Here is a 7,530-nt window from a genome sequence, read left to right on the forward strand (position 1 = left end):
ATCGTCCTTATTTGTTAGCTAAATAGTTGAGCTGGATCACGGATTCGTACAGATCTCTGACTGCGTCAGCATACCCGTTTCTTATCAGGATCGCCTGGTTAGTGACCTGCACCCATTCCAGGAAGTTGATAGTACCGGCAGCCAGTTGCTTGTTGGCAGTCTGGTTAATCAGCGTTGCATTTTTAAGGTACTGTGTTTCAAATGCGGCGATGTTATTCTTTGCTGTGCGATAGCGTTCCTGTGCAATGCCAAATTCAGTCCGAAGGTTTTCTGATTCGGTGGTATAGGAATTAGCCGCTATCTGCTGATTGATGTAAGCACTCTTTATACGAGCGTGCTGGCCGCCGGAGAAAATTGGAATGCCCACGCCTACCTGCACAGAATTGAAACGATGCGCACCATTGTAATACCTGTCGTCTGCGCCTAGTCCTTTAATGCTGGAGTTCGCATAGCCCAGTGAAAGCTCAGGAAGCAGGCGGCTTTTCTCAAGTCTCCATGCGGCGGTTGCCGTTTTACGCTGTTGTAATAATACCTGCAGCATGGGATGTACCTGCCATATAGCGGAGTCCATACCTGCCGGTTCAGCCATCACGGTGTTTAACTCCGTTTGTTCCGGCTGGAAAAGGGTTTCGGTATTCAGGAGCAGCTGGAATTGCAGTTGTGCGATGACACTATCCTGCTTCAACTGGTTCTGTTGCAGTTGTATCTGGGCCAGGAGGGCTTCTGCACTGCTTACTTCCAGCACGTTACTCTCTCCTTTGTCAAGCCTTAACCTGGCCAGGTTGTAAAAGGCCCTGTAAAGACTATCTGTATGATGAAGTAATTGTTGTTTGCTGGCGAGATAGATTAAGGTGGCGAAGGTCTGACTGACCTGTTTTTTCAATACAGCTTCCCTGACAGCTACGTTCAGGACCCCGGCTTTCCATTCTTCACGTAAGAGTTCTTTCTGACGGGTGTATACGGTGGGGAAGCTAAATGACTGGCTGATGGAGAAGCGGGTATCCGTATAAGCACTGTTAATCTGGCCCGCATCACCGGCTACACTCGTCTGTGGCAGTGTGCGACCACTCCTGATCAGCAACTGCTGGTAGGTCGTTTTCAGGCGCTCGTTTTTTACCTGCCGGTTGTTTTTAAGGGCAGTATCTATTGCCGCATGTAAACTAATAGGAGTTTGGGCAATCGCAGTTCCGCTCATAAAGTTAAGTGCGGGGAAGAGGATACAGGCGATCACGATAGCTGTTTTGGATAGCCCGATCTTCACTCCTTTTTCAAAAATGATATACAACACAGGTAATACGAACAGTGTCAAAAATGTGGCAATCAGCAAGCCACCAATCACAACGGTCGCCAAAGGACGCTGTACTTCTGCGCCGGCGCCATTGCTCACGGCCATCGGGAGAAAGCCAAGTGATGCTACAAAGGCTGTCATCATCACGGGGCGTAATCTCACCAGCGTACCTTTCAATACAATTTCTTTCAGATCGGTCATTCCTCCTTTTTTAAGCTGGTTAAATTCTGCGATCAGTACAATTCCATTCAATACGGCCACGCCAAAAAGCGCGATGAAGCCAACGCCTGCGCTGATGCTGAATGGCATGCCTCTCAGCCCCAGGAATAATATTCCTCCAATGGCAGAGAGTGGAATGGCAGAATAAATCAATAATCCCTGTTTAACAGAATTAAAGGCAAAGTAAAGCAGCAGGAAGATCAGCAGCAGCGATACGGGGACTGCTATCATCAATCGCTGCCTGGCAGCATTCAGGTTTTCAAAGGCCCCGCCGTAAGTAACGTAATAACCTGTGGGAAGTCGTAATTCGCTGTCAGCCCTGAGCTGTAGTTCCTGCACAATGCTCTGCACATCGCGGCCACGGACGTTGAATCCGACAACGATGCGTCTTTTTGCATCTTCCCTTTGAATCTGGTTAGGACCGTTGACGATATTTACAGCTGCCAGCTGGTAGAGTGGTACCTGTACACCACCGGGTGTAGCTACCAGCAGGTTCTGAATATCTTTAAGGTCCTTTTTCTGTTCGCCGCTCAGGCGTACAACTACGTCGAACCGCTTTTCACCTTCGAACAGCATGCCTGCGCTTTGTCCTGCCAGGGCAGTATTGACCACTTTATTGACATCATCGATATTCAATCCGTATTGTGCAATGGCATTCCGGTTGTAGTTGATCAATACCTGGGGCACCCCTCCTACTGCTTCCACATACAGATTCTGCGCACCCTTCACCTTACTGATTATTCTGCCTAAACGGGCTGCATAGCGGGCAAGTGTGTCCATATCTTCGCCGAAGATCTTACAGACCACATCCTGGCGGGCGCCTGTCATCAATTCGTTGAAACGCATCTGGACCGGGTACTGAAAACCGGCGGTAATACCGGGAACAGCCTCCAGGGCATTGCCCATTTTCTGCGCCAGGTCATTGAAGTTTGTGGCGGATGTCCATTCAGATTTAGGTTTCAGGATCACCATCATATCACTTGCATCCATCGGCATAGGGTCTGTTGGTACTTCTCCACTTCCTATCTTGGTGACCACCTTTTCCACTTCAGGGAAGCTGGTCTTAAGAATATGCGCAGCCTGCTGGGTATTGGCGATCGTCGTATTCAGGCTGCTACCGGTGAGTACGCGGGTATCAACGGCAAAGTCGCCTTCTTCCAGGGCTGGGATGAATTCTCCGCCCAGGGTTGTTAACACATACAGCGCGATCGCAAACATGACCAGCACCGCTGCTATAATAATCTTCGGGATCTCCAGCGCCCGCTTTAAAGTACGGTAATAGGCCCCCCCTATCCTCTCCATCAAACGATCGGCGAGATTGGACGTATGCTTCACTTTTTTACTGAGGAAGACAGCACTCATCATGGGTATATAGGTCAGCGAGAGTAAAAATGCGCCTAACAGGGCAAATGCGACCGTCTGTGCCATCGGTTTAAACATCTTACCCTCGATACCCTCCAACGTAAAAATGGGGAGATAAACAACCAGTATGATGATTTGTCCAAAGACAGCACTATTCATCATTCTACTGGCAGATTCGTTTACTTCCAGGTCCATTTGCGGCTGGTTCAGTTTATTGATGTTTGTGAAGTGTTTGCTATGACTCAGTTTGTGCATCACGGCTTCTACAATGATCACGGCACCGTCTACAATCAACCCGAAGTCAAGTGCACCCAGGCTCATGAGGTTACCACTCACACCAAACAGGTTCATCATGATCACGGCGAACAACATGGCCAGTGGAATAACCGATGCGACTAACAGGCCAGCGCGTAAGTTGCCCAGAAAAATGACCAGCACAAAGATGACGATCAGTGCGCCTTCGAGCAGGTTATGTTCAACAGTACCGATGGCATTGTTGACCATTTTAGTCCGGTCCAGGAAAGATTCGATCACTACACCCTGGGGGAGTGTTTTCTGGATCTGCGCAACTCGTTCCTTCACGTTTTTGATCACGACGCTGCTATTGGCGCCCTTCAGCATCATCACGACCGCACCGGCTACCTCTCCCTGGTCGTTGTAACACATGGCACCGTATCGTGTAGCAAAGCCGGTTTTCACGTCCGCCACATCCCGGATAAATAAAGGTTGTCCATCTGCCAGCGGCTTGATAATGGTATTCCTGATATCATCTTCATTACTGAATAGCCCTTGTGTTCTTATATAAACCACGGCAGGTCCTTTCTCTATGTAGGCCCCCCCTGTATTATTATTATTCCGTTCAACAGCATTGAAAACATCTGTGATAGTCAGGCCATGTGCCTGTAAGCGGTTAGGGTTGACTTCAATGCTATATTGTTTAAGTTTTCCGCCAAAGCTGCTCACCTCTGCGACACCCTTTACTCCCAGCAGCTGTCTGCGCACGATCCAGTCCTGGATGGTCCGTAATTGTGTGGCATCGTATTTATTTTCGTAACCTGGCAGCGGCCTGACCACATATTGATAGATTTCGCCTAACCCGGTGCTTACGGGGCCTAATTCAGGTACACCTACACCCGTCGGTATTTCAGTTTGTACCTTCTGCAGCCGCTCACTTACCTGTTGGCGTGCCCAATAAATATCCGTGGCATCATCAAATACGATGGTAACGAGGGAGAGTCCGAAACGCGAGAAGCTGCGGATCTCTTTCATACCCGGTATATTCGCATTTGCCTGCTCAATCGGGTAAGTGACGAGGCGTTCGATATCAGTGGCCCCAAAGGAAGGGGCAATAGTAATTACCTGCACCTGGTTGTTCGTAATATCCGGTACGGCATCGATCGGTAACCGGGTTAGCTCGAAAGAGCCATATGCAATAAGGGCGATCAGGAAAAGACCAACAATGAGCTTATTTCTAACAGAAAATGAGATGATTCTGTTAAGCATAAATAAAACGTTTTTATGAAATTAATGTCTATGCCGGGCATAGAAGGCCTGAGCAGGTGATAGGCCTGCTGTAACACGTTTAAATAAATAACTTAACAGGATTTGGGCGGCTGCCAGATGCAGGAAAGATAGCCTGCCGGGATGAATGGAGTATGATAAAATGTATATACGCGCCTGGGAAGCCCCTGCGGAATAGTTAATATAATATGCTGATCGGGCAGTGCATAGGCAGCAGATTGACTCAGCTGACAGTTGTCCGTACGCTTGAATGGCAGCTTCATGTCTTCCTCGTAATCACTATCATGCGGACTTCCATGAAGATAATGCATGGCCAGAAACCCCAGGAAAGAAAGATGGCTATCCTGACGGTGATGTTGTGCAAAATGCTTAAAAATATAGGGCAGCTTCAATAGCTGGATACCTTCAGTCGATGAAAGTAAAATTACGGTGAGTAATCCTATAGAAATTAGCCTTTTCACGGGTATAAAAGTAGTAATAGTTTGAATTTTAAATTTCACAATTTATGCAACCACAGTGCGAAATCAGCACCAACAGGATGGAATACATGGACATACACCACTTATAATCAACAACATACATTTAGTAATTATAACAGCAGGAAGAGATTAAAGGTTGTGAGGGAGCGAAAAAATTAACTGTTGTATCAGGCAGCGGGAAAATTTTCCCGCTAGCTTCTAAAAATAATGAGAACGGAAGGAACAACATCCATTATCAAACCTACCTGAATAATTTAAAAATCTGGTAAATTGAAACGGTCATTACGACTAATAGAACCAGATACCTGAATACGATTTCCGATGTATATCTTAAAATAATCTTTCCCAGATAGCTTCCTACGATACTGATAACAATAAGAAAGGGTATGAGTACAATATATTTACGGCTAAAATAGCCATTGTGAATATAGATGAACGCCCGGCTGCTGTCAACCCCGAGGTCAATAAGGGCCGATGTCGCAATAAATACCATTTTAGGAAGGTGGAACGCGGCCAGGGTAATCCCTCTTATGGCGCCGCCGGTACCTGCAATACCTGCCAGGAACCCCGATGCTGCACCGCCGGAAAATAAATTACTATTACTTTGACGGATGGAGTGATTAAAATTGACCAGCAAATAAACAGATAGTCCTATTAATGCGCAACTCATCAGCAACTCAAGTGGTTTTGCCGGGATGTAAGTAGTAAGCCAGGCACCAAGGATAACAAATACGATGGCAGGTATGCCCAATTTAACAGCCACGTTCTTATCTATACCTTGCCGGAATAGGTATATTTTAGACAAGTTGCTGAATACATGAAATACAGCGGTAATTCCAAGTACTGATTTAAAATCAAAAAAAAGCGATGCTATAGGAACAAAAAGAATGGAAGACCCAAATCCAGAGATTGTTCCAATTACCTCAGAAAGTAACGCGAGTAGGATAAATGCCAGATAGTTGTCCATGTGTGCCTGTGCTTTATAACTGCAATCGGTTCTACGTTAAGGTAATATTAAACAGTGTCCGATACAAAATGTTGTACCCGCTGAACAAAAGCCAGCAGCTATAGGCACAGGCACACAATATCTGTCCTGATATGCCACCTTTAGTGTGGCAGTTGATCCCTGAAGTAACCGTAGGTCCAGGTTCCTGCTACTGCACTGGCGATCACCACTAAAACCACCAGGGATCCGAGACCGATTTGTGCAAATAATGGTCCCGGACATGCGCCGGTGAGTGCCCATCCTAATCCAAAAATAAAACCGCCTATTACCTGTCCTTTGTTAAACTTCTTGGGATGAAATTCGACCTTTTCACCATGAATTGTTTTAATGTTGAATCGCTTTATCAACCATACCGAGAGCATACCGGTCAGGACAGCAGAACCAATCACGCCAAACATATGAAAGCTTTGCAGGCGGAACATTTCCTGTATCCTGAACCAGCTGACGATTTCGGCCTTGACAAATACAATTCCAAAGATGACGCCCACCGCCAGGTATTTAAAATTGTACCACCAGGGATGTGAACGGGTGGATTCATTCACACAAATCGTATCCAGGGAACGTACTTCAAAATCAGTATTAGTTATCTTTTTCTCCAGTGTGTCCATGACAAAAAATTAGAGGAATTATAAATGAAGAATATAGGGCAGAATAAGGTTCGCCATCAGGAAACCGCCGGCCATAAACATTACGGTGGCTACCAGTGATGGCCATTGCAGGTCACTTAACCCCATGATGGAATGACCGGAGGTACAGCCGCCCGCATACCTGGTACCGAATCCTACCAGGAATCCTCCTCCTATCAGCATGATGGCGCCGCGAAGTGTGAAGAGGCTGGTCAGTGAAAACAGTTCGTGGGGAACTAAAGCAGCGTGATCCGTCATACCATACCCGGCCAGTTCTTTTACCAACGAAGGATTTACCAGGACCGGGTCGGGATTTACCAGTAATGTGCCCGCTATGAAGGCCCCTGCAATAATGCCTGCCACAAAGAAAAAGTTCCATATTTCTTTCTTCCAGTCGTACTGGAAAAATTGAATTCCCGCCGGGAAGCATGCCGCGCAGGCGTGCCGGAGGTTCGCTGAAATGCCAAAGTGCTTATTGCCCAATAATAAAAGGGCCGGTACAATAAGTCCAATAATCGGTCCCGCCACATACCATGGCCAGGGATGTTGCAATACCTGAATCATTATTCCTGAATTTGTTTACAAATATATCTGCAGGTGAATGGCTGTACGGTGACTTATATCACAGTGTCAGAAGGAGTAATTAAGTACCAGCGCGAAGTGGGATACGTTGACTTTATTAAAATCATACTTCAGGTTATTAAAATCATTCCCTTTCTTATCCTTATAGATATACAATGCCGATACCCTCATTCCATCCAGGACCTTTTTGCCAGTATAATCTATGCCGATTTTGATATGGTCGTAAGAAGGCATGCCATATTTGTTAAGGGCAGATTACCATTGCTTTTACAGCCTATGTATGACACAAGTCACACAAGGATGCAGATTGGTAATACCGGCAATCGAGTAGGAAGTGAGGGATTAGTTCCCTCACTGTCCTCTCACACCACCGTACGTACCGTTCGGTATACGGCGGTTCCTTAATTTAATTTTCGAGCATTCAGGTAGCAGTCCGTCAGGGATAGG

6 protein-coding genes are annotated in these 7,530 nt (G+C 46.5%); all 6 read right to left on the minus strand.

The annotated features are described in order from the left end of the window. Positions 1-7: 7 nt before the first annotated feature. Positions 8-4,372 carry a CusA/CzcA family heavy metal efflux RND transporter gene (locus ABDW33_RS29425; protein ID WP_343693676.1) on the minus strand — a complete coding sequence of 1,455 codons (4,365 nt, stop codon included), beginning with the start codon at positions 4,370-4,372 and terminating at the stop codon, positions 8-10. A gap of 92 nt (positions 4,373-4,464) precedes the next feature. Continuing rightward, complete coding sequence (locus ABDW33_RS29430) at positions 4,465-4,851, minus strand: hypothetical protein (RefSeq protein ID WP_343693677.1); 387 nt, start codon at positions 4,849-4,851, stop codon at positions 4,465-4,467. A 259-nt stretch (positions 4,852-5,110) separates the two neighbouring features. Continuing rightward, on the minus strand, positions 5,111-5,836 hold the full coding sequence (locus ABDW33_RS29435) for a sulfite exporter TauE/SafE family protein (RefSeq protein WP_343693678.1): 726 nt from the start codon (positions 5,834-5,836) through the stop codon (positions 5,111-5,113). Positions 5,837-5,976: 140 nt separating this feature from the next. Further along, positions 5,977-6,483: a DUF6691 family protein gene (locus tag ABDW33_RS29440; protein ID WP_343693679.1), complete on the minus strand. Its 507-nt coding sequence runs from the start codon at positions 6,481-6,483 to the stop codon at positions 5,977-5,979. Positions 6,484-6,501: 18 nt separating this feature from the next. Further along, positions 6,502-7,065 carry a YeeE/YedE thiosulfate transporter family protein gene (locus ABDW33_RS29445; RefSeq protein ID WP_343693680.1) on the minus strand — a complete coding sequence of 188 codons (564 nt, stop codon included), beginning with the start codon at positions 7,063-7,065 and terminating at the stop codon, positions 6,502-6,504. Positions 7,066-7,131: 66 nt separating this feature from the next. Then, complete coding sequence (locus ABDW33_RS29450; protein ID WP_343693681.1) at positions 7,132-7,317, minus strand: hypothetical protein; 186 nt, start codon at positions 7,315-7,317, stop codon at positions 7,132-7,134. Between the last annotated feature and the right edge of the window lie 213 nt (positions 7,318-7,530).

Source organism: Chitinophaga sp., from assembly GCF_039596155.1.
In the GTDB taxonomy this organism is placed as follows: Bacteria; Bacteroidota; Bacteroidia; order Chitinophagales; family Chitinophagaceae; genus Chitinophaga.

Bases quoted from the DNA above. Each gene is read 5' to 3' on its own strand.
- ABDW33_RS29445 (WP_343693680.1), bottom strand. From the start codon at position 7,065: ATGATTCAGGTATTGCAACATCCCTGGCCATGGTATGTGGCGGGACCG.
- ABDW33_RS29440 (WP_343693679.1), bottom strand. From the start codon at position 6,483: ATGGACACACTGGAGAAAAAGATAACTAATACTGATTTTGAAGTACGT.
- ABDW33_RS29450 (WP_343693681.1), bottom strand. From the start codon at position 7,317: ATGCCTTCTTACGACCATATCAAAATCGGCATAGATTATACTGGCAAA.
- ABDW33_RS29425 (WP_343693676.1), bottom strand. From the start codon at position 4,372: ATGCTTAACAGAATCATCTCATTTTCTGTTAGAAATAAGCTCATTGTT.
- ABDW33_RS29435 (WP_343693678.1), bottom strand. From the start codon at position 5,836: ATGGACAACTATCTGGCATTTATCCTACTCGCGTTACTTTCTGAGGTA.